At 71.1% G+C, this 26,673-nt stretch carries 29 protein-coding genes and 1 pseudogene; 15 read left to right on the top strand and 15 right to left on the bottom strand.

Translation table 11 applies throughout. The annotated features are described in order from the left end of the window. Window positions 1-216: 216 nt before the first annotated feature. Window positions 217-888, top strand: a complete 672-nt coding sequence (locus ACFV88_RS13815) for a formylglycine-generating enzyme family protein (RefSeq protein WP_385489936.1) — start codon at window positions 217-219, stop codon at window positions 886-888. Window positions 889-901: 13 nt separating this feature from the next. Here ACFV88_RS13815 and ACFV88_RS13810 read toward each other — a convergent pair whose 3' ends face one another. Further along, window positions 902-1,045, bottom strand: a complete 144-nt coding sequence (locus ACFV88_RS13810; protein ID WP_385489933.1) for a hypothetical protein — start codon at window positions 1,043-1,045, stop codon at window positions 902-904. Beyond that, complete coding sequence (locus ACFV88_RS13805; protein WP_385489931.1) at window positions 1,042-1,725, bottom strand: TetR/AcrR family transcriptional regulator; 684 nt, start codon at window positions 1,723-1,725, stop codon at window positions 1,042-1,044. The genes ACFV88_RS13810 and ACFV88_RS13805 overlap by 4 nt, the downstream gene beginning before the upstream one ends. Before the next feature lie 101 nt (window positions 1,726-1,826). Between ACFV88_RS13805 and ACFV88_RS13800 the strand changes: the two genes are divergently transcribed. From ACFV88_RS13800 to ACFV88_RS13785, 4 genes are all read left to right on the top strand, one after another. Then, window positions 1,827-2,516 (top strand): nitroreductase family protein, encoded by a 690-nt coding sequence (locus ACFV88_RS13800; RefSeq protein ID WP_385489929.1) that lies wholly within the window; start codon window positions 1,827-1,829, stop codon window positions 2,514-2,516. Window positions 2,517-2,654: 138 nt separating this feature from the next. Beyond that, window positions 2,655-3,122 carry a helix-turn-helix domain-containing protein gene (locus ACFV88_RS13795; protein WP_385489927.1) on the top strand — a complete coding sequence of 156 codons (468 nt, stop codon included), beginning with the start codon at window positions 2,655-2,657 and terminating at the stop codon, window positions 3,120-3,122. Window positions 3,123-3,189: 67 nt separating this feature from the next. Further along, the gene (locus ACFV88_RS13790; RefSeq protein ID WP_385489924.1) at window positions 3,190-3,855 is read left to right on the top strand and encodes a hypothetical protein; all 666 of its coding nucleotides are present in this window, start codon (window positions 3,190-3,192) and stop codon (window positions 3,853-3,855) included. A 133-nt stretch (window positions 3,856-3,988) separates the two neighbouring features. Further along, window positions 3,989-4,324, top strand: a complete 336-nt coding sequence (locus ACFV88_RS13785) for a DUF2516 family protein (RefSeq protein ID WP_385489921.1) — start codon at window positions 3,989-3,991, stop codon at window positions 4,322-4,324. Window positions 4,325-4,367: 43 nt separating this feature from the next. Here the strand turns inward: ACFV88_RS13785 and ACFV88_RS13780 are convergent, their stop codons facing one another. The 3 genes from ACFV88_RS13780 to ACFV88_RS13770 all read right to left on the bottom strand — a co-directional run bounded on the left by ACFV88_RS13780 (window position 4,368) and on the right by ACFV88_RS13770 (window position 8,599). Next, the gene (locus ACFV88_RS13780; protein WP_385489918.1) at window positions 4,368-5,807 is read right to left on the bottom strand and encodes a PP2C family protein-serine/threonine phosphatase; all 1,440 of its coding nucleotides are present in this window, start codon (window positions 5,805-5,807) and stop codon (window positions 4,368-4,370) included. Window positions 5,808-6,181: 374 nt separating this feature from the next. Beyond that, the gene (locus ACFV88_RS13775) at window positions 6,182-7,297 is read right to left on the bottom strand and encodes an NlpC/P60 family protein (RefSeq protein ID WP_385489915.1); all 1,116 of its coding nucleotides are present in this window, start codon (window positions 7,295-7,297) and stop codon (window positions 6,182-6,184) included. Window positions 7,298-7,810: 513 nt separating this feature from the next. Then, window positions 7,811-8,599, bottom strand: coding sequence for a class I SAM-dependent methyltransferase (locus ACFV88_RS13770; RefSeq protein ID WP_385489912.1), 789 nt, complete (start codon window positions 8,597-8,599; stop codon window positions 7,811-7,813). Between the two features lie 304 nt (window positions 8,600-8,903). Between ACFV88_RS13770 and mshA the strand changes: the two genes are divergently transcribed. The 3 genes from mshA (at window position 8,904) to ACFV88_RS13755 (ending at window position 13,031) form a co-directional block, all read left to right on the top strand. Beyond that, window positions 8,904-10,262, top strand: a complete 1,359-nt coding sequence (gene mshA, locus ACFV88_RS13765; RefSeq protein WP_385489910.1) for a D-inositol-3-phosphate glycosyltransferase — start codon at window positions 8,904-8,906, stop codon at window positions 10,260-10,262. A gap of 107 nt (window positions 10,263-10,369) precedes the next feature. Beyond that, window positions 10,370-10,900, top strand: coding sequence for a YbjN domain-containing protein (locus tag ACFV88_RS13760; protein WP_385489908.1), 531 nt, complete (start codon window positions 10,370-10,372; stop codon window positions 10,898-10,900). A 184-nt stretch (window positions 10,901-11,084) separates the two neighbouring features. Then, window positions 11,085-13,031: an Ig-like domain repeat protein gene (locus ACFV88_RS13755; RefSeq protein ID WP_385489905.1), complete on the top strand. Its 1,947-nt coding sequence runs from the start codon at window positions 11,085-11,087 to the stop codon at window positions 13,029-13,031. A gap of 82 nt (window positions 13,032-13,113) precedes the next feature. Here the strand turns inward: ACFV88_RS13755 and ACFV88_RS13750 are convergent, their stop codons facing one another. Beyond that, window positions 13,114-15,285 carry an MMPL family transporter gene (locus ACFV88_RS13750; RefSeq protein ID WP_385489902.1) on the bottom strand — a complete coding sequence of 724 codons (2,172 nt, stop codon included), beginning with the start codon at window positions 15,283-15,285 and terminating at the stop codon, window positions 13,114-13,116. A 402-nt stretch (window positions 15,286-15,687) separates the two neighbouring features. On the opposite strand from ACFV88_RS13750, the gene ACFV88_RS13745 reads away from it, so the two are divergent. Both ACFV88_RS13745 and ACFV88_RS13740 read left to right on the top strand, forming a co-directional pair. Further along, window positions 15,688-16,899: a sensor histidine kinase gene (locus ACFV88_RS13745; protein ID WP_385489899.1), complete on the top strand. Its 1,212-nt coding sequence runs from the start codon at window positions 15,688-15,690 to the stop codon at window positions 16,897-16,899. 96 nt (window positions 16,900-16,995) lie between these two features. Then, window positions 16,996-17,757 (top strand): response regulator, encoded by a 762-nt coding sequence (locus tag ACFV88_RS13740; RefSeq protein WP_385489896.1) that lies wholly within the window; start codon window positions 16,996-16,998, stop codon window positions 17,755-17,757. A 220-nt stretch (window positions 17,758-17,977) separates the two neighbouring features. Here the strand turns inward: ACFV88_RS13740 and ACFV88_RS13735 are convergent, their stop codons facing one another. After that, window positions 17,978-18,151 (bottom strand): hypothetical protein, encoded by a 174-nt coding sequence (locus tag ACFV88_RS13735; RefSeq protein ID WP_385489893.1) that lies wholly within the window; start codon window positions 18,149-18,151, stop codon window positions 17,978-17,980. Window positions 18,152-18,223: 72 nt separating this feature from the next. After that, complete coding sequence (locus ACFV88_RS13730) at window positions 18,224-18,445, bottom strand: CarD family transcriptional regulator (protein ID WP_385489890.1); 222 nt, start codon at window positions 18,443-18,445, stop codon at window positions 18,224-18,226. A 365-nt stretch (window positions 18,446-18,810) separates the two neighbouring features. On the opposite strand from ACFV88_RS13730, the gene ACFV88_RS13725 reads away from it, so the two are divergent. Next, complete coding sequence (locus ACFV88_RS13725) at window positions 18,811-19,224, top strand: prevent-host-death protein (protein WP_385489887.1); 414 nt, start codon at window positions 18,811-18,813, stop codon at window positions 19,222-19,224. Between the two features lie 62 nt (window positions 19,225-19,286). Next, window positions 19,287-19,646, top strand: a complete 360-nt coding sequence (locus ACFV88_RS13720; protein ID WP_385489884.1) for a cytotoxic translational repressor of toxin-antitoxin stability system — start codon at window positions 19,287-19,289, stop codon at window positions 19,644-19,646. Between the two features lie 154 nt (window positions 19,647-19,800). Here the strand turns inward: ACFV88_RS13720 and ACFV88_RS13715 are convergent. Next, window positions 19,801-19,893: pseudogene (locus ACFV88_RS13715) on the bottom strand (NUDIX hydrolase); the annotation flags it as partial. Between the two features lie 145 nt (window positions 19,894-20,038). On the opposite strand from ACFV88_RS13715, the gene ACFV88_RS13710 reads away from it, so the two are divergent. Beyond that, window positions 20,039-20,617, top strand: coding sequence for a hypothetical protein (locus ACFV88_RS13710; protein ID WP_385489881.1), 579 nt, complete (start codon window positions 20,039-20,041; stop codon window positions 20,615-20,617). 178 nt (window positions 20,618-20,795) lie between these two features. On the opposite strand, the gene ACFV88_RS13705 is transcribed toward ACFV88_RS13710, so the two are convergent. Then, a complete protein-coding gene (locus ACFV88_RS13705) occupies window positions 20,796-21,236 on the bottom strand; it encodes an ATP-binding protein (protein WP_385489878.1) in 441 nt (146 codons plus the stop codon). 46 nt (window positions 21,237-21,282) lie between these two features. After that, window positions 21,283-21,690, bottom strand: coding sequence for an NUDIX hydrolase (locus tag ACFV88_RS13700; RefSeq protein ID WP_385489875.1), 408 nt, complete (start codon window positions 21,688-21,690; stop codon window positions 21,283-21,285). Between the two features lie 107 nt (window positions 21,691-21,797). On the opposite strand from ACFV88_RS13700, the gene ACFV88_RS13695 reads away from it, so the two are divergent. Further along, a complete protein-coding gene (locus ACFV88_RS13695) occupies window positions 21,798-22,586 on the top strand; it encodes a GntR family transcriptional regulator (protein ID WP_385489872.1) in 789 nt (262 codons plus the stop codon). 96 nt (window positions 22,587-22,682) lie between these two features. Here ACFV88_RS13695 and ACFV88_RS13690 read toward each other — a convergent pair whose 3' ends face one another. Next, window positions 22,683-23,444: a phosphoglyceromutase gene (locus tag ACFV88_RS13690; protein WP_385489869.1), complete on the bottom strand. Its 762-nt coding sequence runs from the start codon at window positions 23,442-23,444 to the stop codon at window positions 22,683-22,685. 300 nt (window positions 23,445-23,744) lie between these two features. On the opposite strand from ACFV88_RS13690, the gene ACFV88_RS13685 reads away from it, so the two are divergent. Beyond that, window positions 23,745-25,043 carry an MDR family MFS transporter gene (locus ACFV88_RS13685; RefSeq protein ID WP_385489867.1) on the top strand — a complete coding sequence of 433 codons (1,299 nt, stop codon included), beginning with the start codon at window positions 23,745-23,747 and terminating at the stop codon, window positions 25,041-25,043. 39 nt (window positions 25,044-25,082) lie between these two features. Here ACFV88_RS13685 and ACFV88_RS13680 read toward each other — a convergent pair whose 3' ends face one another. Genes ACFV88_RS13680 through ACFV88_RS13670 form a run of 3 tightly spaced genes read right to left on the bottom strand, consistent with a single transcriptional unit; the run spans window position 25,083 to window position 26,569 of the window. Beyond that, window positions 25,083-25,715 (bottom strand): DUF4291 domain-containing protein, encoded by a 633-nt coding sequence (locus tag ACFV88_RS13680; protein ID WP_385489864.1) that lies wholly within the window; start codon window positions 25,713-25,715, stop codon window positions 25,083-25,085. Window positions 25,716-25,719: 4 nt separating this feature from the next. Then, the gene (locus ACFV88_RS13675; protein ID WP_385489861.1) at window positions 25,720-26,043 is read right to left on the bottom strand and encodes a hypothetical protein; all 324 of its coding nucleotides are present in this window, start codon (window positions 26,041-26,043) and stop codon (window positions 25,720-25,722) included. Window positions 26,044-26,047: 4 nt separating this feature from the next. Further along, a complete protein-coding gene (locus ACFV88_RS13670; protein WP_385489858.1) occupies window positions 26,048-26,569 on the bottom strand; it encodes a hypothetical protein in 522 nt (173 codons plus the stop codon). Between the last annotated feature and the right edge of the window lie 104 nt (window positions 26,570-26,673).

Genomic DNA, 26,673 nt, shown 5'->3' with positions numbered 1-26,673 from the left:
CGCCCCCCCTGCCCCCTGCCTGGCATCGCATCGGTGAGGGAGCGTACCCAGTCCGCGCCGACATCCACCGGGCGATGCGGACCCGGCAGGTCGCCGTTCCGCTGCCGCTCCGGGCGGACACACCGGCATCCCGTGGCGACGGATAGCGGACGGGAGGCCGCGACCGGTTGACGCCCCGAGCGCGTCGGTCGCGGTCACCGGTGCGATCATCCGTCCATGGACGCGAGCGCAGGAACGATGATCGCCGTCCCGTCGGGGCGGGTAACGCTGTCGGACCGGCGGACGCGGCGCAGCTGGCCGGTAGAGCTCGCGCCCTACGCACTCGCGGCGCTCCCCGTCACCCAGGCCCTGTACGAGCAGGTCACCGAGCTGCGACCGAGCACCGCCCAGGGGACTCACCTGCCCGTCGAGAGCGTTTCCTGGTGGGACGCGGTCCGGTTCTGCAACGCCCTGTCCCGACGTGACGGGTTCGCCCCCGCCTACCACCTCCACGCCGACGGCGAAGGCATCGAGTGGGACGCCTCCGCGGGCGGATACCGGCTGCCGACCGAAGCCGAGTGGGAACACGCCTGCCGTGCCGGTACGACCGGACCGCACTACGGACCCCTCGACGAGATCGCCTGGTACCGCGGCAACTCCCACGAGCAGCTCCACGACGCGGGTGGCAAACGGCCCAACCCGTGGGGCTTCCACGACATGCTCGGGAACGTCTGGGACTGGTGCTGGGACGTCTACGACGCCGAGGTCTACGGCGACTACCGGGTGCTGCGCGGCGGCGGCTGGTTCGACGAACACTGGAGCTGCCGGGCCTCCGCGCGGCGCCGCAGCCACCCGACCTTCCGGGTCGACGACGTGGGATTCCGCCTCGCACGCTCCCTCGCGCCCTGACCCAGGCCGTGGGTCACCCCACCGGGTACGGCTGCCAGTGCCGGTCCGACACGGCGGTGTCGCCGTCGATCTGGCCCAGGACGGCCAACTGCCCGCACGGCGGCCCGGACTCGACGTCCACCCGCAGCACGAAGGCGCAGGCGGGGGCGGATGTCACACAGGCCCGGCTTTCGGCAGGGCCGGCACCGCCTCGTCTTCGGACACGAGAAACACGTCGACACCGGCCTCGTCGGCTCCTCCGCGGCGGGCTGTGCTCGGCAGGGCCTGCGCGAGCAGGGTCTTCGCTGCCGTCCGTGCGTGTCGGCCGTAGTCCGCTTCGCCGAGCACCATGGCGCGACTGGCCGCCCCGTCCGCGAGGGTGACCAGTTGTTCGGCGAGCGCGGCGGGTTCGTCGCAGCCCAGTTCCGTCACCAGCGCGGTGACCAGCCGTACCATCTGCAGTTTCTGTTCACGGGCGTAGGAGTGGACCGCGCTCTCGGGGTCGGGGAACTCCGCTGCGGCGTCGATGAACGGGCATCCTCGTACCGGTGTTGCGTCCGGCACGGGGTCGAACAGCCCGAGGATCCGCTCCAGCGGGGGGATGTCCTCGCGGTTCAGCACGTCTTCCAGAGTGGCACCCGACGCGGTGAGGTCCTGGAGATGGGCGATCACCAGGTCGCTCTTGGTCCGGAAATGCGCGTAGAGCGTGCGTTTGGACACGGGCGCCGCCTCCGCGACCTGCTCCATGCCGGTCGCGTTGATGCCGTGGGTCGCGAACAGCTGGGCGGCGGCGGCCAGGATGCGCTCCCGTCCGCCCCGCCCCCGCCCCTTCGCGGATTCCGCAGTCGTCGCACTCATGCGTCAAGTATACGGCTGCGTTTACTTCGAGAGGTGACGCCTGTTAGGGTCGCGCAATGTAAACGGTTGCGTTTACATTGACTGCTGTCGAGGAGTCTTCCGTGAGCCTGTTGGTCCCCACCGAGCTGAGTGACCGTGCGGAGAAGCTGATACGTGGCCGTCGCTCGACCCGTGCGTTCCGTCCGGAAGCCGTCCCCGAGGACACGATGCGTGCGATCTTCTCGCTGGCCGGTGCCGCGCCGTCCAACTCCAACGCACAGCCCTGGCGGGTGGAGGTGGTGAGCGGCGCCACTCGCGAACGCCTGGCCGACGCCTTGCAGGTGGCCCACGCCGAGAAGCGCGTCTCGGTCGATTTCCCGTACTCCGACGGCATGTACGCGCAGGTGCACCAGGCGCGCCGGGCGGCGTTCGGTGCCCAGCTGTACGGAGCGCTGGGCATCGCAGCGGACGATCACGAGGCGCGGGCGGCCTACGACGCGGAAAGCCTGCGCTTCTACGGCGCGCCGCACGTTGCGTTCCTGTTCGTCGCCGGGGACGGCGGGGCCCGGCTGGCCGCTGACGTCGGTGCCTACATGCAGACCCTGCTCCTGGCGATGACCGCCTACGGCGTGGCGAGTTGTCCGCAGGGGCTGCTGAGCTTCCATGCCGACACGGTCCGCACCGAACTCGCAGTCGGCGAAGGGCGCCTGCTCGTGGGCATCTCCTTCGGCCACGCCGACGGGGCGGCACCCGTCAACCACGTCAGGACCGAGAGGGCTGCGCTCGAAGCGGTGACGACTTTCCACGGCTAGCAAGCTGATCTCGGTTCCAACCGCTGTGGCCCGGTTCCCACGATCGCGTCCCGGCTCATTCGTCAGCCGACGCCCCCGCCGCGGCCTTTTGCTAGCAGTGTGCTTGCAATTGTTAGCGCAAGGGTGCACGGTGGGGGCATGGCATCGCTCAACGTCGGCAACCTCGGCGAGTACCTCCGCGAGCAGCGGCGCACCGCGCAACTGTCCCTGCGGCAGCTCGCCGAGGCCGCCGGCGTCTCGAACCCCTATCTGAGCCAGATCGAGCGCGGGCTGCGCAAGCCGTCCGCCGAGGTGTTGCAGCAGGTCGCGAAGGCGCTGCGGATCTCCGCGGAGACCCTGTACGTCCGCGCCGGAATCCTCGACGAGCGGGAACGGGACGAGCTGGAGACGCGGGCCGTCATCCTCGGCGACCCCTCGATCAACGAGCAGCAGAAGCAGGTGCTGCTCCAGATCTACGAGTCCTTCCGCAAGGAGAACGGCACCGATGCGCCGGGTACCGGCCCCTCGCGGACGGGTGCGGACGGCGCGATAGCCGTACCCCGACCGGCCGACGACGGGACCGGAACCGGGACCGGGACCGGAGCCACACCCGCGCAGCCACAGTGACCGCGCACGCCGACCGCCGCAGACCCACGACGCACCTGAACGACGTGATCCAGGAGGACCGCTGACCATGGCCATCACCGACGACCTGCGCAAGACCCTCTCCGACCCCACCCCCCTCTACTTCGCCGCCGGTACGGCCGACCTGGCGTTCCAGCAGGCCAAGAAGGTCCCGGGACTCGTCGAGCAGCTGCGCGCCGAGGCCCCCGGCCGCATCGAGGCGGTCCGCAACGCCGACCCGAAGGCCGTGCAGGACAAGGCGAGCGCCCGGGCCCGGGAGGTCCAGGAGACCGTTCAGACGAAGGTGAACGAGTTCATCACCGCGCTCGACGGGGACTTCAAGAAGCTCGGCGACTCCGCTCAGGACCTCGCGCTGCGCGGCGTCGGCGTCGCCGCCGAGTACGCGATCAAGGCCCGTGAGACGTACGAGAAGGTCGCCGAGCACGGCGAGCAGACCGTGCGCACCTGGCGGGGCGAGGCCGCCGAGGAGATCGTCGACCTGGCCGGAGCCGTCGAGCCCGAGCCGGCGCCCGCCCCCGCGCCCAAGAGCCGTGCCCGGTCCGCGTCCGGCACCCGGCTGGCCTCCCGGACGGTGCCGGCCCAGGACTCCGCGCAGAGCGGCGCCCGGGACTCCGCCGTGGACCCGCAGGGCGCCGCCCCGGCCGGGAAGCCGGCCGCGAAGAAGACTCCCGTCCGGAAGCCGGCGGCGAAGAAGAACACCCCGCCCGCCGAGTAGGAGCGGGCACCGCGGGGGCCTTCGCGCGAAGCGCCGCGGGGCCGGACAACGGGCCGGGCACGATTCGCGTGCCCGGCCCGTTCAGCGGGTACGGTGGCGACGTAGGGACGATTCGACACGGGTGGTGGATGCTGTGCTGCTAGCCGGATTCAGCGGTGTGTTGTCGCTGATCTACTTGGCCATGTTGGTCATGGCCGTGGTGGCCCTGGGGATGGCCTCGATCGCCCGCGAGGACGCCTATCGCGCCGCGGACAAGCAGAACAAGATGTTCTGGCTGATCCTGCTGGGCATCACCGTCGCGGTGAACCTGCTGGTCCCGATCATGTTCCTCCAGATCGCGGGACTGATCGCGACGATCGTCTTCTTCGTGGACGTGCGTCCCGCGCTACGGGCGGTCTCCGGCGGCGGTGGCCGTCGCGGTGGCAGCAGCAGCGACGGTCCGTACGGCCCCTACAACGGCGGCCGGTAACCCGCTCCCGCCAGCCGTTCGCGGGCGACGACGACCCGGGTGCTCAGTGCCCGGGCTCCCGGTCCAGGAGCACCACGGCCACGTCGTCCGTGAGGTCCCCGCCGTTGAGGTCCCGCACCTCGTTCACGGTCGCTTCGAGCAGTTCCTCCCCGCGCCGGCCGTCGGCGAGCTGACGGCGGACGAGTTCGACCATGCCGTCCTGCCCGAGCCGCTGGTTCCCGGCGCCGATGCGCCCCTCGATCAGTCCGTCCGTGTAGAGCATCAGGCTCCAGGTGCCGCCCAGGTCCACCTGGCGTCGCGGCCAGCGGGCGCGGGGCAGCAGGCCCAGCGCGGGGCCCCCGCTCTCGTACGGGAGGAGTTCCGCGAGCCGTCCGGGGCGGACCACCAGGGGAGCGGGGTGGCCCGCGAGGCACAGGCCCGCGTGGCGGCCGTCGGGGGCGATGTCGACCGTGCAGAGGGTCGCGAAGATCTCCTCGTCGGCCCGCTCGTGCTCCAGGACCTGCTGGAGCGTGGACAGCAGTTCGTCCCCGCACAGTCCGGCCAGGGTCAGGGCCCGCCAGGCGATGCGGAGCTCGACGCCGAGCGCGGCCTCGTCCGGTCCGTGTCCGCAGACGTCGCCGATCATTGCGTGCACGGTGCCGTCGGGCGTGCGCACCGCGTCGTAGAAGTCGCCGCCGAGCAGGGCGCGGGAGCGGCCGGGCAGATAGCTGGCCGCGAAGCTGAGCCTGGCCCCGTCCAGCAGGGGCTTGGGGAGCAGTCCGCGCTCCAGGCGGGCGTTCTCCTGGGCCCGCATCCGGGACTCGGTCAGTTTGCGCTGTGCGGCGTCCGCGCGCTTGCGCTCCACGGCGTACCGGATGGCGCGGCTCAGCAGCCGGGCGTCGAGCTCGTCGCGGAACAGGTAGTCCTGGGCGCCGACGCGGACCGCTTCGGCGCCGCGCTCGGCGTCACCGGAGGTGGTGAGGGCCAACACGGCGTGCCGGGGTGCCAGGTGCAGCACGTGCTTGAGCGAGGCCAGCTCGTCGGGCTTGTCCGCGCTGCCGCCGGGCGTCCGGTCGGGCTCGCCGGTCTCGTTCGGGTCGCTCGCCGGGCGCGGGTCTCCGGGCGGCGGCGGGGTGCGGGCGCGGGCGCCCGGCGGGAGGGTCAGGGCGAGGTCCAGCAGGATGCAGTGCACGTCGTCGGTGAGCAGCCGCTCGGCCTCGGTGAGGTTGCGGGCGGTGCGGACGCGGATGGGCTTCCCGGCGGCGTCCAGCAGGTCGGGGATGCCGAGGGAACCCGCGGGGTCGTCCTCGATCACCAGCAGGCTGAGGCCGCCGCCGGTCGTGGTGCCGGTCCGGTCGGTCACCGCCCGGGCCTGAGTGGGTGCGGTGGCCGCGGCGGACGCGACGACTGCGGTCGCGGTCGCGGGCGCCGTGGTGTCATTCGGGCCGTTCGGGCCGTTCTCCACGGCCGGTATCGCTCTCTGCCGCGGTACGGGTGCGGGCATCGTCTGGATTCCTTCCCTCCCCCCGAGGGCGCGACGGGGCGTCGAACGACGCACCGCCAGACGGGGACCATAGCGGTATGCGGCGGCGCAGGGGAACGAGGCATCCGAAGCTGCTGGGCAATCGGCCATCGTCATATGCCGCATCCCCTCCCGCAATTGGACAGCGGGCCACCGTCAGGGTGTCCGCACGGAATGACGAACGTCACGCCGCCCGGGTTGAGTCCCGACCCGGACGTGCCGTACGTCACGTGGCGCATGCGGGCCTCCGGCCGGCCGGCTCCAGGTGGCAGGCGGAGCCACTGGCGTGCGGACGGAGGCTCTGACCTGCGGTTGGCGGGGCCCGGCGCCCTGCGGGGGCAGCGGGCCGGCTCGGGTCAGCTCTCCGGCCGGACCACGCCCAGTATCGGCATGGAACCCGCGCCCGCCACCGTGACGGAGCGGCCGGGGCGCGGTGAGTGGATGATCGAGCCGTCCCCTATGTACAGGGCCACATGGCTGGCGTCGGAGTGGTAGATGATCAGGTCCCCCGGCTGGAGGTCCGCCTCGGACACCCGCCGCAGCGATTGCCACTGCTGCTGTGAGGTGCGGGGGATCGGCACTCCGGCGGCGGCCCACGCCTGTTGGGTGAGGCCGGAACAGTCGAAGGAGTCGGGGCCCTCGGCGCCCCACTCGTAGGGCAGGCCGAGCTGGTCCTCGGCGTAGGCGATGGCGGCTTGGGCCCCGGCGCTGCCGTCCGACCCGCTTCCCTTCAGGACCCCGGAGTCGAGCCAGGCGTCCTGGGCCGCTCGCTGGTCGTCCTCCTCCAGCCCCCGCAGCCGCTCCCGCTCCTCCGCGGCGAGGGACTTCTCCAACTCCTCCGCATCGGCGAGCTTGCGCTCGACCTTCTTGCGCGCCGCGTCCTTCTTGCCCCGGGTCTCCTCCAACTCCTCCTGGTTCGCCGTGGCGTCCTTCGCGTAGATCCGCAAGTCCTCCTGGGTCCGGGTGAGCTGGGTGATCAGCCCCTTCGTGGCGCGCTGGCCCGCCATCACGCGCCCGGCGCCGTCGAGGAAGTGTCCGGGGTCGTCGCTGAGCATCAGCCTCGTCTCGTCGGGGATGCCGCCCGAGCGGTACTGGGCGCGAGCGGCGGCCCCCGCGCGGTTCCTCAGGTGCTCCAACCGCTCCTCGCCGTCCGCGATCTTCTCGGCGAGGTCCGCGATCGTCCTGGACTGCTCGGCGGCGGACTCCTCGGCCGCGTTGTAGGCGTCGGTGGCCGCTGCCGCCTCCCGGTAGAGGCGGTCCAGCCGGTCCCGGACGTCCTCCAGCCGATCGGCGCCCGTCCGGGGGGTGTCCGACCCCGAGTTGCCGGAGCTGCCGGAGCTGCCGGAGGTGCCCGAGCTGGGCGGCTGGGGGAGTGGCGTGGGTGCTGCCGAAGCGGCACGGGGAATCGCCAACAGACTCACCGCGCAGGCCACCGCCACGACCACGATCGTCAGAATCCGCCGTACGCGCATCCGTTCTCCCCCTCCGCTCCCCGGTACCGCCCGTGCCCGCCCGTGCCCGCCCGTGCCCCGCCCTTGCCCCACCCGAACCAACGGACTCCTCCGCCCGTTCGGCCGCGGCCCTGTACCCGTACAGCACGACCGCACCACCTACGCGACCGCGCGACGGTGCACCCGTACATCGGCTGGCCGACGCATCCGCCGACCGGCCCGTTCGTTCCGCTCCGAATGACGATCGGGTCCGTACGTTCGTTCCCGACCCGGGTCGATCGCACGGGTGTTCACTCGAACGCGTGAGGTGCCCTCCTCGGGGTGACGGGAGGTGCCGCCACGGCTCCGTACGGGGCGTGTCGTTCAACGCCGCCCGGCCGCCGAGCCGCCGACCGCCACCACCCGGGCCCCCGCACCCAACGCCTACGGGGAGCCGACCGCACTCACCACCGGGCTACCCCGACTCACCGCACCGCCGGGCAACCCCCGACTCACCGCACCACCGGGCCCGACTCACCACCAGGCCCCCCCGACTCACCGCACCGCCGGGGCCAGCGCCTCCCACCGCAGCGTCACTTCGCCCTGCCGCCACCGCTTCGGGCCGTCCACCACGGGCCAACCGCCCGCCCGGAGGTCCCGCACGGCCCGCATCCACCGCTGCCGCGCCCCGTACGAGGCGTAGGGCGCCGCAGCCGCCCACGCCCGGTCGAAGTCCCGGAGGAACGCGTGCACCGGCTCGCCCGGCACATTGCGGTGGATCAGTGCCTTGGGCAGGCGTTCGGCGAGGTCAGAGGGGCGTTCCAGGGAGGCGAGTCGGGTCGCGAAGGTCACCGTCCGGGGACCCTCAGGACCGAGCGCCACCCACACGTGGCGCCGGCCGATCTCATCGCAGGTGCCCTCGACCAGCACCCCTTCCGGGGCGAGCCGGGCGCACAGCCGGGCCCACACCCCGGGCACCTCGGACTCGTCGTACTGCCGCAACACGTTCGCCGCCCGGATCAGCACCGGGCGACCCGGCAACGGCACCTCGAAGCCGCCGTGCCGGAACTCCAGCCCCTCACGCGCGTACGGCCGGGCCGCCGCCACCCGCTCCGGGTCGATCTCCACCCCGACCACCCGGGCGCGGGGCGCGACGGTGCGCAGCCGGTGCAGCAGCTCGACGGCGGTCCAGGGCGCGGCCCCGTAACCGAGGTCGACGGCGACGGGGTCGTCCGCGCGGCGCAGGGCGGGGGCGTGGGCGGCGGTGATCCAGTGGTCCATACGGCGCAGCCGGTTCGGATGGGTGGTCCCGCGGGTCACCGTCCCCACGGGTCGGGAGGGCATGCCCCGAGGGTATCCAGACGGGGCCGCGCATCGCGCCGACCCCGTCGCCCGGCCGGTTCGCGGATCGACCATAGGGCTCTGACCTGCATGGTTGATGAAGGCAACGTAATAGTTGTGCAAAATGGGAAGGGAACGGTGCTCCTCGGTGTTGCAGGGCTCCGGAGGGTAGGCCGCGCCCTCCCGCAGGCGTGCCACCGCGGTCGCAGGGACACGGAACCGCGAGGTCCGGATCCGCACCGACGACGGAGCCGGGCGGCGAAGGCCCCGCACGACGACCGGATGCAGCCGCGAGGAGGACCGCTTCGTGAGCCACTACGTCAGCAGGCTCGGGCGACGATCCACCGCTTCCCCACCCCGTCCCCCTTCCCGGCTGCGCCTGCCGGGCACCCTCCGCAGACCGCGCCGCATCGCGATGCTCAGCGTGCACACCTCGCCGCTGCACCAGCCGGGCACGGGCGACGCGGGCGGCATGAACGTCTACATCGTGGAGCTGGCCAAGCGGCTGGCCGCGATCGGCATCGAGGTGGAGATCTTCACCCGCGCCACCACCGGCGGCCTGCCGCCCACCGTGGAGCTGGCGCCCGGCGTCCTGGTGCGGCACGTCGACGCCGGCCCCTACGAGGGCCTCGCCAAGGAGGACCTGCCCGCGCAACTGTGCGCGTTCACCCACGGCACCATGCAGGCGTGGGCCCGGCACCGCCCCGACCACTACGACCTGGTCCACTCGCACTACTGGCTGTCCGGGCACGTCGGCTGGCTGGCCGCCGAGCGCTGGGGCGTGCCCCTGGTGCACGCCATGCACACCATGGCGAAGGTCAAGAACGCCTGCCTCGCCGACGGCGACACCCCCGAACCGGCCGCCCGGATCATCGGCGAGACCCAGATCGTGCGCGCCTCCGACCGCCTCATAGCGAACACCCGCGAGGAGGCCGACGAACTGGTCGGCCACTACGAGGCCGTGCCCGACAAGGTCGCCGTCGTGCACCCGGGCGTCAACCTCGAACGGTTCCGTCCCGGTGACGGGCGGCTCGCCGCCCGTGCCCGCCTGGGGCTGCCGCCGAACGCTCTGGTGCCGCTGTTCGCGGGCCGCATCCAGCCCCTGAAGGCCCCTGACGTGCTGCTCCGCGCGGTCGCCGTCCTGCTGGCCGAGCGGCCCGGACTGCGCGGACGGCTGGTCGTTCCCGTCGTCGGCGGCCCCAGCGGCAGCGGACTGGCGAAGCCCGAGGGCCTCCAGAAGCTCGCCGCCCGCCTCGGCATCACCGACGTCGTGCGCTTCCGCCCGCCGGTCGGCCAGGACGAGTTGGCGGACTGGTTCCGGGCCGCCTCCGTCCTGGTGATGCCCTCGCACAGCGAGTCGTTCGGCCTCGTCGCGATCGAGGCGCAGGCCACCGGCACGCCGGTGCTCGCGGCCCGGGTCGGCGGGCTGCCCGTCGCGGTACGGGACGGGGTCACCGGCCACCTCGTCGACGGCCACGACCCGGTCGACTACGCCCGCGTCCTGGGGGCGTACGCCGACGATCCGGCGATGTCGTTCCGGATGGGTGCCGAGGCGGCCCGGCACGCGGAGTCCTTCGGCTGGGACGCGGCGGCCTCCGCGACGGCGGACGTCTACACCGCCGCCCTCCACGAGTACCGCCGCGGGGCCCGCACCCACCGGAGCTGACCGCGCCCGGCGCGCGCCGGAGGAGTGCAGCAGGCATGACGTACGCGTGGCGCGCGCCACAACGGCGGCCCGCCGCTGCGTACGGGACGGTCCCGTAGGCTCGCCGCATGGCTGAGGCGGCGGTGATCATCGAGCGGGTGCTGACCGAGTCGGAGATCGAGTGGGAGAGCCCCGAACCGGGCACTTACGTGGCGAAGCTGCCCGGTACCCGCAAGCTCTTCACCACGGTGTCCCTGATCGTCGGCGAGCACACCCTGTCGCTGAACGCGTTCGTCGTGCGTCGCCCCGACGAGAACGCGGAGCGCGTGTACCGCTGGGTCCTGGAGCGCAACCTCAAGCTGTACGGCGTCGCGTTCGCGCTGGACCCGCTCGGGGACGTCTACCTGGTCGGTCGGCTCCCCCTCGACGCGGTCACGCCCGCCGAGGTCGACCGCGTACTCGGCTCCGTGCTCGAAGCGTCGGACGGCGCCTTCAACACCCTGCTGGAACTCGGCTTCGCCACCTCCATCCGCCGGGAGTACGCCTGGCGCGTGTCCCGCGGCGAGTCCACCCGCAACCTCGACGCGTTCACCCACCTCACCCAGCACACCGCCCCCGACACCCCGCCCCCCACCACCGCCCCGGACACCCCCGAGTAACCCCGCCCGACCTGCGAGGACCCCCCTCCAGGACCGCACGGAACAGAGCGCCGGAATACCGCTGTGCCCGCGTCAGCGGCATGGCTTACCCTGCTGATCATCGGCCGCGCCCCGCGCACAGCCTCTTCACAGCGTGCCCTCGGGCGTCGCGCGGCCGGATCCATCAGGGTGGGGGTTCATCACTGTGCGCACGCGCAGCATCTCGTCGGCGACCGCGCTCGCCGTCCTCTTCAGTTCCGCCGTGCTCGTCGCGGGCACGGCCGGCGGTGCGGCGGCCGACTCCGCGCGGGTCCTGAACGTGAAGTCCGTCGGGGACGTCGTGGTCGACGACGCACGTCAGCGCGTGTTCGTCTCCGACCCGCAGAGCGGCAAGATCGTCGTCACCGACTACGCGGGTCGCGTGGTCAAGACGCTCAGCGGCCTGCCCGGCGTCCACGGGCTGGAGACCTCCGCCGCCGGTCAGGTGTACGCGGCGGTCGGTGACACCGGCCGGATCGTCTCCGTCGACACCGGGACCCTCGCCCAGACCGCGAGCTACGACCTCGGCGCCGAACGCCCCCACGACCTCGCCGTCGCCGGCGGGAAGCTGTGGTTCAGCTACGCCGAGGGCCTCGGTTCGCTCGACGTCACCGCGAACGAACCCGTCGTCGTCCTCACCGAGGTCGCCGGCCGGCACCCCCACCTGGGCGCCGACCCGGCGGCCCCGGACGTCCTGGTGACGGCCACCAACAACGCCGCCACCGTGTACGACGTCTCCACCGGCGCGGCCGTCGAGCGGACGCGGGGCGGCATCGACGCGGGCAACCTCCGCGAGATCGACGTGACGCCCGACGGCCGGCGCGTCATCGTCGCCAGCGGCGCCCCCTACGAACACGTCGCCTACTCCACGACGGACCTGTCCCGCGCGACCAGCTACCGCACCACCCACTACCCCAACGCCGTCGCCATCGCCCCGGACGGCACCGTCGCGGCCGGCGTCGACGGCATGTACTCGCCCGACGTGTACGTCTTCCCCAAGGGGCACACCAAACTCGTCCGCAGCTACGAGTTCCCCAACACCGGTTACAGCGGCAGTTCCGACCTGCTGCTCCCGGCCGGCCTCGCCTGGTCGTCCGACTCCCGCCGGCTGTTCGCCCTGTCGACCAACAGTCACGGCACCGTCTCCCTGCGCACGTTCGACAACCCCACCCGGTCGCTGCCCAAGGTGACCGTCTCCGCTCCCAGCAGTGCCACCCGCGCCAAGCAACTCACCGTCACCGGAAAGGTGTCGGCGACCCTCGCCCTGCCCGCCGGCACCCCGCTGACGGTCACCCGCACGGACGCCGAGTCGCCGAGCGGCAAGCGCCTGGCCTCCGTCAAGACGACGTCCAGCGGCTCGTTCTCGTTCAAGGACACCCCGCCCTCCGGCGGCAAGGTGACCTACCGGGTGGCGTACGCGGGCAGCGGCACGCACGCCGCGGCGGCCGGTTCGGACAGCGTCTCGGTGTCCCGCGCGGCGACCACCCTGAAGCTCGACAAGAACAAGAACGTGTACGCCCACGGGACGTCGGTGAAGTTCACCGCGACCCTCGGCAAGACGTACAAGAACCGCACCGTCAAGCTGTACTCCGACCCCGCGGGCGACGGTCGCGGCCGGGTCCTGGTGAAGACCGGCAAGGTCGCGAGCAACGGCAAGATCTCCGCGACGGTGAAGCTCAGCCGGGACACCACGGTCACCGCCGTGTACGACGGCGACTCCCGTACGTCCGGGAAGTCGGCGAAGAGCTGGGTCGGCAGCAAGGTCAAGATCTCCACCAAGCTGAGCAACCACTACAAGACCGCGCGGCTGAACGGCGTCACGACGCACTACTACAAGGCGTCGAAGGACCCGTACGTCGGGACCGTGATGACGGCGTACCCGGGCCGCCAGCACCGCCTCCAGTACGAGGTCCGCGTCCAGGGCCGCTGGCAGGGCCTGGGCACCGAGTACTTCGCCGCCAGCTCCTTCGGCGAGACGCGCATCCGGCTGCTGGGCCCGCACGAGCCGGGCTACCAGTTCCGCGTCCGGGCGTCCTACGTCAACGGCGTGCACGGCGACAACGTCCACTCGACGACCCACGGAGCGTGGAAGTACTTCATCCACACCCGCTGACCCGCTGAACCCACCGGGCTCGTCGTCCCCACCCCGTAGCGGGCGGGGACGACGAGCCCGGTGGCCGTGGTGACGACGCGCGCTAGCGGCGGACGTCGGGGGCCTGCTCGGCGTACCGGGGTGCGGCCTGCGACCACGTGGCCTCCGGCTCCGTCGCCGCGTAGGGGTCAGCGCTCCGACCGGGCCGCCGCGGCCACCACAGCCCGCGCCCCAGCAGCACCGCCACCGCCGGCACCAACACGATCGACAGCACGAACGACGACAGCACGATGCCCAGGGCCGTGGCGAAGCCGACCTCCTGGGTCGCCGGGCTGGCGATCAGGCTGGCGAAGGAACCCGCGAGCACCAGACCGGCGGTGGCGATGGCCGGCGCGGTGTGCCGCACCGCCTCGGCCACGGCCTGCCGCACGGTGACCGGCTTGTCCATCTCCTCCTTGATCCGGTCGCTGATCAGGATGTTGTAGTCGGTGCCCAGGGCGACGACGAAGAGGAACAACACCAACGGCAGGGTGAACGAGATGCCCGGCCGGTCCAGCAGGTGCTGGAAGGCCAACGTGCCCGCACCGAGCGTCGCCGCGAACCCCAGCCCCACCGCGACCATGAGCACCAGGGGCGCCAGTACCGAACGCAGCAGGAGCAGCAGGATCAGGCCGATCAGGGCGGCGGCGATCGGGAAGACCAGCCGCAGGTCCTTCTCCACGGCGGTCGCGATGTCGGCGAACACGGCCGCCGTTCCCGTGATGTGCGCCTCGGTGCGCGCGGGGGTGTTCTCCTCGATGGCGGACCGGACGGGGCCGGACACCAGGTCACGCGCCTGCTGGGTGTCGGACTTGACGGACAGCACCACCTCGATGCGGGCGGCCGTCCGGTCGGGGTTCAGCACGGGCGCGGACACCCGTCCCACCCCTTCGACCTCGGCGAGCGAGCCGGTCAGACCGGACAGCGCGTCCGTCCGCAGGGTGCCGTCGTCGCTGCGCACGTACACGGTGTGCGGGTCGGTGGCACCGGCGGGCAGGCTGCGGGAGATCTCCTCGGCCACCTCGACGGCCTCGGTCCTGGGCTGACCCGCCTGGTCGTAGCTCATCTTCAGACCGAACGCACCGGCCGACAGCACCCCCAGCAGGGCCAGGCTGGCGATGACGTACCGCACCGGCCGTCGGGTGATCTCCAGTCCGAGGCGTGCGCTGACCCCGCCGGGGCCCTCCTTCTTCCACGCCTTGGCGGGCCAGAACATCGCCCGCCCGCTCACCGCGAGCAGCGCCGGCATCAGGGTGAGGCTCGCCAGCAGCATCACCAGCACGGAGATTGCGATGGCCGGGCCGAGCACCCGGAACTGTCCGAAGCTCGCGACGCCCAGGGTGGCGAACGCGGCGACGATCGTCAGCCCCGCGGACAGGATGGCGTTGCCCACCCGGCCCGTGGTCACGGCCGCCGCCGTGACGGCGTCCTGCTCGGGGTGGGTGCGCAACTGCTCCCGGAACCGGAAGAGCAGGAAGAGGAAGTAGTCGATGCCGATGCCCAGCAGGACCACCGTGATCAGGGACGGGGTGGACGCGTCGAGCTTGATGTCGAACAGCTCCGCCGCCCCGGCCACCGCGCCGGCGGCGACCCCGCCGATCAGCGCCACCGCGATCAGCGGCAGCAGCGCGGCGAGCACGCTGCGGAACACCACCACGTTCAGCAGGACGATCAGGCCCATGGTGAGGGTGCCGATGAGCTTCTCGCGGAATTCCCCCGCCTCCATGGTGTCCGCGGTACTGGCGATTCCACCGGTGAATCCGATGCGCAGACCCTGCCCGTCGAATTCCTCCTCGGCCGTGTCACGGAATTCCCGGAACACGTCCTGGAGCCCCGGGTCGTTCATGTTCCCGTCGACCGAGAACGACACCAGTTGGAACGTCCCGTTGGGGGCGACCGCGCCCAGACCCACCCGCGGGGTCTGCGAGTGGTCCTTCATCAACCCCTCGGGCTTGGGAGCCACGATCCGACGTTCGCCCAGCTCGGCGACGGCCTCGCGGATCGCCTTCCGGTCCCGGACGGTCAGCCGCTCCCCGTCGGACCTGGCGACGAGGGCGGTCGCCGCGTTCCCGTCGGGTTTCGCGTCGAAATCCTCCTCGGCTATCTCCAGAGCAGCAGCGGAATCGTAGCCCTTGGGCAGGAAGTCACCCGCCTGGGAATCGGTGGCGCTGAACATCATGGACTGCCCCACGACGGTCAGCGCCGCGCCCAGAAGGGTCCAGACGATGATCGTCACCCATCGACGGCGCGTGGCGAACGATGTCAGACTGCGAATCATTGCTCTTCTCTCGACAGGGGGCTGCACGGCCTCTTCCGGACGCTCCCCAGCCCATCAAGAACCGCCCCGCGACGGCATCGCCCGGGGGGAGGGGCCGCGAGGGGGACCCGGGTCCGGGGCGCGGGCGACCCAGGACCCCGGTCCTGGGTCGGTGTCGTCCCCGGGGCGGACGGGGTCGCCGGCCCGATGTGATGCGATGGGCCGGACGCCCTCGAAGCGGTCTCGTGGATGCCCTCGAAGCGCCTCCGCGGACGCCCTCGAAGCGCCCTCGTGGATGCTCTTTCGTGACGACCGCACCGCACGCGGGGTCGCCCCCGCACGGGCGTCGCCCCGTACCCCTCAGCTGAAGGAGGCGCCCCGATGGGCCCCGACCCCCGTACCGCGTCCGCCGGCCTGCTCCGCGGTGCCCGGCCGGACCTGCGGAGGTGGCGGCGACTCGCGGGCGAACGCGGGCTGGCCTCCCCGGCCCTCGGCTGGCTCCGCAGCGACGTCCTGATCGCCGTCGTCGCCGCGTTGGAGATCCTCGACTACGTGGGCACGAACGTGGCCCACGGGAAGCAGGTCGTCCCCCTCGCGGTGGTCCTGCTCGTCGTGTCCGCCCTACCGCTCCTGGCCCGCCGGCGCCATCCCGTGGGCGCGCTCGCCGGGGTCCTGGCGCTCCAGACGGTCGCGAGCCTCGCCGCCCCCGTCGTCCACGGCAACGGCATCCCCGCGATGCTCGCCCTGTACGTGATCGCCAGGCTCCGCCCGCACCGCACCGTGGCGCTCGCCTGGCTGGCCGCGCAGGCGGTCCAGGTCTTCCGCGGCCTGTGGAACGACATGGGGGCACCGGAGATCGCGGGAGAGACCGCGGGCTTCGTCGTCGTCATCGCCGCGGCGTTCTGGGTCCGCAAGTGGCGTCGGCAGGTGGAGCTGAACCGGGAGCTCCTGGCCGATCGCGCAGTGGCGGAGGAACGTCGGCGCATCGCACGGGAACTCCACGACGTGGTCGCGCACCACATCACCACCATGTACCTGATGTCCGGGGGCGCGCGGACCCACCTCGACCAGGACCCGGAGACCTCCAGGGAGGCCCTGGTCACCCTGGAGTCGTCGGCCCGCACGGCGCTGCGCGAGATGCGGCAGATGCTCGGCGTGCTGCGCGGCGACGACCTCGTCGAGGAGGCGCCGTCCCAGCCGCAGCCGGGCGTCGACGACCTCGACGGGCTGATCACCGAGTCCCGGGCCAGCGGTCTGCCCGCCCGGCTCGTCGTCACCGGCGACCAGCACCCGCTGCCGATGACCGTCGGCCTCACCCTCTACCGGATCACCCAGGAGGCCCTGACCAACGTCCGCAAGCACGCGGGCGACGCCTCCGCGGACGTCCACCTCGTCTACCTGCCCGACCGCGTCACCCTGGAGATCACCGACGACGGCACCGGCAGCCGTCGGGCGCGGGGCGCGACGGGCGGGGGATACGGTCTGGTGGGGATGCGCGAGCGCGTCGCCGTGCACGGCGGCTCACTGGAGGTCGGCAGCCGCGCGGAGGGCGGCTTCCGGGTCGCGGCCTCCGTGCCCCTGCCCGCCCCCTGACGCCACCCGCGGAACGCGCCCCGGGCGGTGCGCAGCCGAGTACGTGAATGCGCGTGATGTACGGGAACGAGGAACGTGACCAGGAGTGAGGGTTCGATGACACCGGCCGCCCCGACCGAGGGCACCCCGGCCCACCCACCCGCTGCCGTGGCCTTCCCGCCGGCGGCGACCGTGGCCACCCCTCCGGCGGACCGCACCGGAACCATCACCGTGCTCATCGCGGACGACCAGCCCCTGGTCCGCCGGGGCCTGGCCCTGATCCTGCGCTCCGCGCCCGGCATCGAGGTCGTCGGCGAGGTCGGCGACGGCGAGCAGGCCATCGCCGCGGCCCACGCGTTGCGCCCCCGGGTGGTCCTGATGGACATCCGGATGCCCGTGCTCGACGGGGTGCGCGCCACCGAACGCCTCACCGCCGAACTGCCCGACTGCCGGGTGCTCGCCCTGAGCACCTTCGACATCGACGAGTACGTGGTCCGCGCCCTGCGCGCGGGGGCGTCGGGTTTCCTCCCCAAGGACGTGTCCCCCGAGGAACTGGCCTCGGCCCTGCGCACGGTCGACGTCGGCGAGGCCGTGGTGGCGCCCCGCATGCTGACCCGGCTGATCGCCACCTTCATCACCGAACAGACCGTCTCCACCGACCTCTCCGAACTCACCCCGCGCGAGGTGGAGGTCCTGCGGTTGATCGCCTCGGGGCTCGACAACGGCGAGATCTCCCGGACCATGCAGATCGGCGTCCAGACCGTGAAGAACCACATCACCAACGTCTTCGCCAAGCTGGACGTCCGCGACCGGGCCCAGGCGGTCATCGCGGCCTACGAATCCGGTCTGGTCCAGCCCCGAGGCGCGGGCGGGGCGTAGCGCCCTCGCTGTGTTCGGCGTACGCAGCCGAAAGGCCCCCACCCCGCGGAGGAATCGCAGGTCGGGGGCCCAAGGGAAGGCGTACTGCTGGGTGCCCCGGGTCGTGCCGGTCGTGCTGATCGTGTCGGCCGTACCGGTCGTTCCGGGGAGTTCGATGGGACGGCCCGCCACCGGGCATGGCGACGACGCCATGCCCCTGAACGGGCGTCACCGGTCGGTACTAGCCCGCCTTGCGCTGACCCGCGTCGATGCCCGAGAAGGGTGCCTGCGCATCGTCGTAGTAGGTCTCGTCCTCCCCGAGGTCCGGGGCCTGGAAGGGGTTCGTCGCCGGAGGCGGCGAGGCCGCGGTGGCGTGGCGGGTCGTCTCCGCCGGAGCGGAGAACAGTGAGGTCACGTCGATGAGGGGTCTCCCAATGAGTACGAGGCCATGAAGGTGCCTGGCGTGAGACGACCGGGCGTGGCAGGTCTACAGCTTGCTCATCCTGGCGTACGGGCTCAAGATCCGTTCCTGAACCGAACCAAAATCCACGAGCGCCGCGATTCCCTCCTCGATGCCGGTCACCCGACCTAGGCCGTACATGTCATGTGTGACCTGGTCGCCCACCGCGAAGTGCTTGGGTGGCGGCGCGACCGGGGCCTTGAAAGGGCTGGTGGGCAGATGACGCTTCGGTGCAGATGGCTTTGTCATTGCCCCCAGTATGGGCCTGCGTGTACCGATCGGTGCAGTCGTGCGCGTCCGCTGTTCGTCACAGCCTCCGGGTGGCGGGGGCCGCTTGACGGAGGCCGCTCGGGGCTCCCGCCTCTGACCTGCGGTTTCGGCCGGGCCGGGGTGGACGGGTGCTGTCTTACGGTCACCATCTCGCTGAACGTGGTTCGTCGACTACGGTCACCGCGGCGGTGCCCGAAGTCCGCCGGCGGCGCCTCTCCTTGGGTGCCGGACGAGAGGTTCGGTGCGCTCAACGCCCCTCCGCGCGGGCGGCGGGGTACTTGACGTACTTGACGTACTTACTTGCGGGGGGCACCCTGGTTCCACGAGACCTACGGGAGGTCGCCATGTCCGCAGTACATTTCGAGAGCTACACCGAAGCGCGTACGCACCTGAAGGAACTCCTCGACGCTGCAGACGAGGGACGGGTCGCGACCGTGCGTCGGGCCAGCGGCTGCGCTGCGGTGGTGGACGTCGAGCGACTGCGCCGCTACCTGTCTTCAGTGTCGGCCAAGGCTGAGGTCGTTTCGGAGGCGGACGGGTGGTCGATCTTCCTTCCCGGGCTCCCCGTTGCAGCCGATGGATCAACCTTTGATGCCGCCGTTGACGAGATGGTCGACGCCTTGCGGGAGTACGCGGACGACTGGCAGGCCAGGCTGAGACTGGCACCCAACCATCGGGACAACTGGGGATTGGTGCAGCTGATTGCCCTGAGCGACGACCGTCAGCTGAAGGACTGGCTGGTGGGAGTTCAGCGATGACGCGACCTCAACCGGACCGTGAGCGTCATGACCGGTTCTGTGTCGTCGAGAGGTGGGAGCGAGTGCGAGACGCTCGTGGGCGTACCGGTACGCATCACGTCACCTACGAGTTGACGCTGCATGATGGGCGCATCCTGCGCACTCGTATTTCGCACCCTGTCGATCGCACTGTTTATGGGGCCGCGTTGTGGGGCCACATCCTTCGCGACCAGTTGGTCGTCACCGAAAGCGCGTTCTGGGACTGCGTGATCGATGGAAAACTCCCTGACCGGGGAGCCCCCTCCACGCCCAAGGAATCGTTGCCGGCCGATCTGGTCTATCTGTTGATCCACCGCGTCGGTCTCTCGGAGGAGGCGGTGTCCGAACTGACGAAGGAAGAAGCGGTGGCTCGCCTGCAACGCCACTGGACGGACGGCACGTGATGCCGTCTGCCTGCACCGACCAATACGACAGCCGCTGAGACTCACCGGGGCTGCCGCTGAAGGTGTCACCTGCGCCTCATGCCCAGTAGCGGGGACCGCACCTGGAAGGCCCTCGGCGCGCAGCGTGTTGGCGATCCAACGCTCCGCTTGGCGTCCGGGTGGCCCAGCGCAGTGCGCCGGTCTCGTCCCCGACGGTGGGCGTGCCGTCGGCGACCTCGCAGCGGAAGACCAGCGAGACGATGAGACCGGGCCGTGTTGTCCTCGGCCATCGTCGATCGACCTCGGACGGCCCAGGGGCGGCCCGAGTTCTGCGCCAGATCGACGTCAAGGCTCGGGGTGCAGAATTGAGCGATCATCTGACGTGATCTTGCCCGCGCCCTCATGATGAACCGATGTCTGCTGAAACTACGTTCACTGTGATCAGCATTGCTTGTCAGATGTTCGGACTTGCCGCTGCTGCTGACGGCTTCCACCGAACATTCCGGAGTTCTGCCGTACCTGGTGATCGGTTCTTTGCACTGGTGCTGAAGGTCCAACTTGCGATACTCGGGCGATGGAGAACTGCCCTGGTTCGTGGCGTACGACGTCTGCTAAGACGCCCCCCGCGGCCTATCACGCGCTCTCTGGGCACGGCCCTTTCCGTCGAATCGGCGATGAACGTCCGCGGTATCGTTCAGTTCGGACCCTTGCCAGACCTGGAACAAGATCCAGCGGCCTTCACGTCCGAGGTTGAGCGTCGTTTGAACCGGGTCTACCGGCTGGCTCAGGATGTCGAACACGACCTCAAGCAGGAAACGGACTCACGTAGCGAAGCAGATCGTCAAGTCGCTTCTGATCTTGAGGCTCGTATCTCGTCCTTGGACGAGGAGTCCAAACGAACCAGTATCCAGGGCTTGCGCGAACAGGTGCTCGGTTGGTTCTTCGTGGCGCTTGGTCTTGTTGCGCAGACCATGGCCGACTTGGTGTTCTGACCTTGGTTTCCCGCAGCACCTGGCACGCGTAAGGCGGACGGTGCGGAACGTGTTGGCGATCCATCGGTCCGATTGGCGCGCGGTGTAGGCGTCGAGGGCCCCCAACCACGCTGGTCGTCGTTGGCCGTGAGGTCTTCCGGCCAGCATTCGCACCAGTGGCCCCGCCTGGTCCGCCTGGTCATGTCGTCCTGCACGGGTGGCCCCCTTGCTGCGGGTCCGCGTACAACTCTGCGGTGACGGTGTGGCCGTGGTCGCTGTCGTGGACCACGACCCGGTGGGCGATCGCGCTGACCATGCCTAACCCCCTCCCGTGCTCGGCGTCCTGGTCCTGGTCGTGCCCGACCTTCGGGGCCGCGTCGACGCCCCCGTCGTCGGTCACGGACACCGCGACCACCTGTGTGGAGACGCAGACGGTCAGATGGAAGCGGCCGTGCCCCCTGCCACTAGCGGTGTGCAGGATCGCGTTCGCGCTCAGCTCGCTCACGATCAGTTCGGCGTCGTCGGCCAAGGGGGAGCCGTGCAGGATGTCACGGGTCCAGCGGCGGGCTCGGCTGACCTCTTCGGGGTACCCCGGGCAAGACAGTCCCCAGACCCGCGACGTACTCATATACTCGTGCATACAAGTTCCTTCATGCTGATGGGCCGCCATGCGCAGCGGGTTCGGGCTAGACGAGTTTCACGCCGTCGTGGGCGCGGACGGCCGGTGGGGACGCCGTGTCGAGTGCGTCCAGGACGCGGATCGCGTACGCCTCGTCGGCGAGTTGGAGCACTTCTTCGCGGGTGGCCCAGCGCAGTGCGCGGGTCTCGTCCCCGACGCTGGGCGTGCCGTCGGCGGCCTCGCAGCGGAAGACCAGCGAGACGATGAGACCCGTCATGTTCTTGTAGACGCCGGTGAGCGTCGCGGGCAGGGCGATCTTGATGCCGGTCTCTTCGAGCACTTCGCGTTGGAGCGCTTCGGGCAGGGTTTCGTCCCGTTCGACGATGCCGCCCGGGGGTTCCCAGTGACCGTTGTCGCGGCGCTGGATCAGGAGGGCCCGGCCGCGGTGGTCCACGACAACTCCGGCCACACTCACGGAGTGTGGGCGTTCTGTGCTCACGTTCCTCGGTCCCCCTGGATGGCTAGGCTCGCCACCGTAGCAACACCACTCACCCACTCGTCTAGACACCTAAAGGAGTACATGTGAGCCCCGACCCCTCGGGTCTGCTCGGTGATCTCGACCCCACGAGTGATCGTGCGGTCTTCCGACAGATCGCCGACCAACTGCGTGACGCCATCGATCGCGGACGGTTCCGGGAGGGCGAGAAGCTGCCTTCGGAGGCCGAGTTGGTGGATCACTACGGGGTGTCCCGGATGACGGTCCGGAACGCCTTCTCCGTCCTCCAGGGTGAGGGCCTGGTGCACGCTCAGCACGGCAGGGGCGTGTTCGTCCGGCCCAGGCCCGCCGTTCGGCGACTCGCGTCCGACCGGTTCGCCCGCCGCCACCGCGAGCAGGGCAAGTCCGCGTTCCTGGTCGAGGCCGACGCAGCCGGCGGTCACCCCCAGGTGGACAGCCTGGAGATCAAGGAGGAGAAGGCCGACCAGGACGTCTCCACCCGGCTCGGCTCCGTACGACGGGTGCTCGCCCGCCGTCGCCGTTACCTCCTCGACGGACGTCCGGTCGAGCTCGCCACCTCCTACCTGCCGCTCGACATCGCCCGCGGCACGCCCATCGCGGAACCGAACCCCGGCCCCGGCGGCATCTACGCCCGCCTCGAAGACCTCGGCCACCGGCTCGACCACTTCGAGGAAGAGCTTCGCGCCAGGATGCCCTCGCCCGCCGAGGTCAAGGCGCTGCGCTTGGCGACCGGCGTGCCCGTGATCCACCTCGTCCGCACCGCCTTCGACTCGGCGGGTCGCGCCGTCGAGGTCTGCGACACGGTCATGGCCGCGGACGCGTACGTGCTGTCGTACCGGCTCCCGGCGACGTGAGGGGCCGCATCGGGCGTGGCTGCGCTAGTCACAGGACGCAAACAAGCCCCCCACCAGCGGACAACCGCAGGTAGGGGGCCTGAATGGTTCGGAGAGCTACTTCTTCTTGCCCTGGTTCTTGACCGCCTCGATGGCCGCCGCAGCCGCGTCCGGGTCGAGGTACGTGCCGCCCGGGTTGAGGGGCTTGAGGTCGGCGTCCAGCTCGTAGGAGAGCGGGATGCCGGTCGGGATGTTGAGGCCCGCGATGTCCGCGTCGGAGACGCCGTCCAGGTGCTTGACGAGCGCGCGCAGGCTGTTGCCGTGCGCGGCGACGAGGACCGTGCGACCGGTCAGCAGGTCCGGGACGATGCCGTCGTACCAGTACGGGAGCATCCGCTCGACGACGTCCTTCAGGCACTCCGTGCGGGGCCGCAGCTCCGGCGGGATCGTCGCGTAGCGCGGGTCACCGCTCTGCGAGTACTCGGTGCCGTCCTCCAGCGCGGGCGGCGGCGTGTCGTACGAGCGGCGCCACAGCATGAACTGCTCGTCGCCGAACTCGGCGAGCACCTGCGCCTTGTCCTTGCCCTGGAGCGCACCGTAGTGCCGCTCGTTCAGGCGCCAGCTGCGGTGCACCGGGATCCAGTGGCGGTCGGCCGACTCCAGCGAGAGCTGGGCGGTGCGGATCGCGCGCTTCTGGAGCGAGGTGTGCACGACGTCGGGCAGCAGGCCGGCGTCCTTCAGCAGCTCACCGCCGCGGACCGCCTCCTTCTCGCCCTTCTCGGTCAGGTTGACGTCCACCCAGCCGGTGAACAGGTTCTTCGCGTTCCACTCGCTCTCGCCGTGGCGGAGGAGGATCAGCTTGTACGGTGCGTCGGCCATGCCCCCGAGCGTAATCGAACCCCTGCGCCCGCCGCGCGCCCGGTCCGGCTCCTGGTACGTCCCCCGGGCAGTCCCGGCCGCGGACGCACCGCCCCCGCCCCGACCTCGTCAATTGACGGTCCCCGTCAATTCACTGGTGCGCCTCCCCACCCGTGCGTAATGTCTCCATGCGCATTTCACTACTTACATGGGCACGTGGTGCCGAGGGGGGTCTGCATGTCTGCGGGCGGTGCCGAGAACGGCAGAAACAATAAGAGAAGCACCAGAAAGGGTGGGGCCGGGTCGGCCGTCCGGCGTGCGTTGCGGGAGACCGTCTCCGGGCTGCCCCCCGCGTTCTGGTGGTTGTGGACCAGCACCCTGGTCAACCGCCTCGGCGGGTTCGTCGCCACCTTCATGGCCCTGTACCTGACCCTGGACCGGGGCTACTCCGCGTCGTTCGCCGGGCTCGTCGCCGCGCTGTACGGGCTCGGCGGCGTCATCTCGGCGCTCGTCGGCGGGGTCATGGCGGACCGGTTCGGCCGCCGTCCCACCCTGCTGATCGCGCAGACCTCCACGGCCTTCTCCGTCGCCGCGCTCGGCTTCGTCCAGCACCCGGTGGCCATCGCCGCCGTCGCCTTCCTCGTCGGCGCCGCCAGCAACGCCTCGCGTCCCGCCGTCCAGGCCATGATCGCCGACATCATCCGTCCCGAGGACAGGGTCAGGGCCTTCTCGCTCAACTACTGGGCGATCAACCTGGGCTTCGCGGTGTCCACCATCGCGGCGGGGTTCATCGCCGAGTACAGCTATCTCGCCGGGTTCCTCGGCGAGGGGATCATGACCCTGGCGTGCGCGATCGTCGTCTTCGTGAAGCTGCCGGAGTCCCGTCCGGTGCGCACCCGGCAGGAACGCGAGGCCGAGCCGGACGTCCGGCTCGGGACGGTCCTGCGGGACGGGCGGTTCATGGGCGTGGTCGGGCTGTCGTTCCTGATCTCGCTGATCTTCATGCAGAGCACGGTGGGTCTGCCGATCGCGATGGGTGACGTCGGGCTCAGCCCCGCGGAGTTCGGTCTCGCGATGTCGGTGAACGGCGTCCTGGTCGTGGTCCTCCAGATCCCCATCACCCGTTTCATCGAGCACCGCGATCCGCGGATGCTGCTGATCGTCTCCTCGCTGGTGGTGGGCTTCGGCTTCGGTCTCACCGCGTTCGCCGGCTCGGTCGCCGTCCTCGCCATGACCATCTGCGTGTGGACCCTCGCGGAGATCGTCAACGCGCCGACGCAGACGGGTCTGGTCGTCCGCCTCTCGCCGACCCACGGGCGCGGCCGCTACCAGGGCATGTACACGTTGTCCTGGGCCGTCGCGAACCTGATCGCCCCGCTGATGTCCGGCTTCGTGATCGACCGGTTCGGTGCGGACTGGCTCTGGGGGAGCTGTGCGGTCCTCGGTGTCATCGCCGCGTGCGGGTACGGGGCCCTGATGCGCGGGCTCCCGCCGGTTCAGGGGCCGACCACCGGGCCCGAACCCGTGGCCACCGACACCCCCGGCGCGGAGAAGGGCCCCAGCATGGAGAAGGGCCCCGAGGGTGCGGATGTCTCCGAGGGGCGCGCGCCGGTCGCCTGAGCCCCACCCCCGCGCCCCGCGCCCCGAACCCTCGCGCCCCTAACCCACGCCCCCAGGGGCCATGATCCGGTCCGTCACCCCGGGCGTCGCCGTCTCGTACGGCGTCTCCCGCGGCAGCAACCGTTCCGCCTCCTCCGGGCGCCCCGCCCGTACGTGCGCACGGACCTCGTGGGCCAGCGCGGTGACGTCCCGGACGGAGACGATCCACTCGTCCGCGTACCGGTGTGCCGCCTCGCCCGACAGGCCGAGTTGGAGCGCCCGGTGCGGGAGGGGACCCAGGCGCAGGCTCCGTTCCGGGTCCCACTGCACCCGGGCCGGCGCCCGCTTCAGTTCGCGCCGCCACGCGTCCTGGTCCGGGTGCAGCGCGGGAACGTAGTGCGACAGGCACGCGTGCCCGAGCGCCCACTCGAAGCCCTCACGGGTGATCTCGACGGCCAGTACGGTCTGTTGCCCCTCGGCGCTGCCCCAGTCGGAGCGGTACATCATCCACAGGAACGACGGCTTGATCCAGGTCATCCGGTCCCGCTTCCAGGCCGCCGGGAACCGGCCGTCCCGGGCGGCCGGCACTCCGATGGCCGGCGCGTACGCCTGATACACCGTCAGGGTCGCGGGGGTCTGTGCGGCGCGGATCTCGTGACGGGGGCGCTCCGGTCGTTCGTGCTCTCGTTCCATGCGCTCAGCGTGCGTGACCGTGCGGCCCCTCGGCCACCGGATTTGTCCCCTCGGCCGCCGGTTCCGTCGCGCCGGCCGGGCGGGGACGGTCCCGCAGGCGCCGCACGGCGAGCAGTCCGCCGACCCCGGGTACCAGCGCCCGCCACCGGGCGCCCGCCCGGTCGGCCCCCGGTACCGACCAGGCGGTCGCGATGGCGACGAGGTACGCGGTGCCGTGGAGCGGGCCGAGCAACGAGCAGACGGGCTGCGCGTGCCAGGTTGCCAGGTTGAGCAACAGGGCCACCAGGGAGACGGCTTCGACGTGCGCGGCGACGCGCAGGGCCCGCACGGTCTCACGCCCCCGTGGTGGAGCCGGGGCGGACGATCATGAGGACGACGACGACCGTCCACAGGAGGTTGAAGACCCCGGTCGTCATCGCCAGTCGAGCCTTTGACGGCGGGGACGTCGCGGGCGGTTGCCCAAGGGGTGCCGTCCCGTCCCCGAGCGCCGCGAGGGCCCGTTCCTGGTCGGGCAGGACGGTCACGATCAGCACGACCGCGGCGATCGAGGTCAGGACGATCGACGCGATCAACCAGGCGTCGGTGAGCACGCCGAGCTGGGCGCCGGTGGCGAACCCGAAGACCGGGACGGCGACCCCGGCCAATGAGTAGCGACGGCATATGCCGTGCAGGAACTCGGCGAACTCGGGCCCCCGCCCAGACGGTTCGCGGTCGGACCCCGTTCCCGTTCCGGACGGTTCCGCGTCGACCGGGACGCGACTCGCGTAGCGCGGGAACAGCGAGGCGGTCACGGCGACCGGCCCCACCGTGAGGATCGCCGCGAGGACGTGAATGGACAGCAGCAGCTTGGTCACTGTGCTCCTCCAGAAGCCGAAGTGGGAGATGTCGAAGTAGGAGATGCCGAGTAGGGAGTCCGAACGAGAGGCGAGAAGGCGAGGCGAGGAGATATATTGGCTGC

The organism is Streptomyces sp. NPDC059816 (assembly GCF_042732055.1).
GTDB lineage: Bacteria > Actinomycetota > Actinomycetes > Streptomycetales > Streptomycetaceae > Streptomyces.
Note: the sequence above shows the minus strand (reverse complement) of the source record. Positions and strands in the feature narration are given on the sequence as shown.

Bases quoted from the DNA above. Each gene is read 5' to 3' on its own strand.
- ACFV88_RS13815 (WP_385489936.1), top strand. From the start codon at position 217: ATGGACGCGAGCGCAGGAACGATGATCGCCGTCCCGTCGGGGCGGGTA.
- ACFV88_RS13805 (WP_385489931.1), bottom strand. From the start codon at position 1,725: ATGAGTGCGACGACTGCGGAATCCGCGAAGGGGCGGGGGCGGGGCGGA.
- ACFV88_RS13795 (WP_385489927.1), top strand. From the start codon at position 2,655: ATGGCATCGCTCAACGTCGGCAACCTCGGCGAGTACCTCCGCGAGCAG.
- ACFV88_RS13790 (WP_385489924.1), top strand. From the start codon at position 3,190: ATGGCCATCACCGACGACCTGCGCAAGACCCTCTCCGACCCCACCCCC.
- ACFV88_RS13780 (WP_385489918.1), bottom strand. From the start codon at position 5,807: ATGCCCGCACCCGTACCGCGGCAGAGAGCGATACCGGCCGTGGAGAAC.
- ACFV88_RS13775 (WP_385489915.1), bottom strand. From the start codon at position 7,297: ATGCGCGTACGGCGGATTCTGACGATCGTGGTCGTGGCGGTGGCCTGC.
- ACFV88_RS13770 (WP_385489912.1), bottom strand. From the start codon at position 8,599: ATGCCCTCCCGACCCGTGGGGACGGTGACCCGCGGGACCACCCATCCG.
- ACFV88_RS13760 (WP_385489908.1), top strand. From the start codon at position 10,370: ATGGCTGAGGCGGCGGTGATCATCGAGCGGGTGCTGACCGAGTCGGAG.
- ACFV88_RS13745 (WP_385489899.1), top strand. From the start codon at position 15,688: ATGGGCCCCGACCCCCGTACCGCGTCCGCCGGCCTGCTCCGCGGTGCC.
- ACFV88_RS13740 (WP_385489896.1), top strand. From the start codon at position 16,996: ATGACACCGGCCGCCCCGACCGAGGGCACCCCGGCCCACCCACCCGCT.
- ACFV88_RS13730 (WP_385489890.1), bottom strand. From the start codon at position 18,445: ATGACAAAGCCATCTGCACCGAAGCGTCATCTGCCCACCAGCCCTTTC.
- ACFV88_RS13725 (WP_385489887.1), top strand. From the start codon at position 18,811: ATGTCCGCAGTACATTTCGAGAGCTACACCGAAGCGCGTACGCACCTG.
- ACFV88_RS13710 (WP_385489881.1), top strand. From the start codon at position 20,039: ATGTCTGCTGAAACTACGTTCACTGTGATCAGCATTGCTTGTCAGATG.
- ACFV88_RS13705 (WP_385489878.1), bottom strand. From the start codon at position 21,236: ATGCACGAGTATATGAGTACGTCGCGGGTCTGGGGACTGTCTTGCCCG.
- ACFV88_RS13690 (WP_385489869.1), bottom strand. From the start codon at position 23,444: ATGGCCGACGCACCGTACAAGCTGATCCTCCTCCGCCACGGCGAGAGC.
- ACFV88_RS13680 (WP_385489864.1), bottom strand. From the start codon at position 25,715: ATGGAACGAGAGCACGAACGACCGGAGCGCCCCCGTCACGAGATCCGC.